Consider the following 477-nt stretch of genomic DNA (forward strand, 5'->3'; position numbering starts at 1 on the left):
ATCTAAATTTGTTCGTTGTTTTTTTAATTTAAAAATTAAATTGTATCAGAAATTGATTTAGAAATCTTACCAATCGCCATCTTCACTTAAATCAGGTTGTCTATCCCACTGCTGATCTACTGTTGGTATGGGTCTTCCTGGATCAATAATAGCTGATCCCGTGGCAATTTTCTCCTCCATTTCTATCAAGGTAAAGTCTACTTCAGGACGAGTATAGATCTTCCTTTGATTGTAAAAAAGTTTCTCATTTTTTAATTTTTTTTTCATCTTTTAATAATTTTTCCGTTAAATATCTTTTATGTTTTGAAAATAAATTTAATCCGTAAATTTTATATTTTTTTTAATTTTGAAATAAATTTCTCTTTCTTACTTTGTGTTTTTTACTATTTCAAATGAATAATATCTATTCCAATTTTTCACTTAAATACCTTATTTAAAGAAGGCTTAGTGCACATAGCAAAAAGTAATCCAAAAAAA

The 477-nt window shown here is 26.0% G+C and carries 1 protein-coding gene; it reads right to left on the minus strand.

Going from position 1 to position 477, the window contains the following annotated elements:
* Positions 1-66: 66 nt before the first annotated feature.
* Positions 67-267, minus strand: coding sequence for a hypothetical protein (locus GNY06_RS01355; protein WP_166518465.1), 201 nt, complete (start codon positions 265-267; stop codon positions 67-69).
* Between the last annotated feature and the right edge of the window lie 210 nt (positions 268-477).

This window comes from Elizabethkingia argenteiflava, assembly GCF_009904105.1.
Classification (GTDB): domain Bacteria; phylum Bacteroidota; class Bacteroidia; order Flavobacteriales; family Weeksellaceae; genus Elizabethkingia; species Elizabethkingia argenteiflava.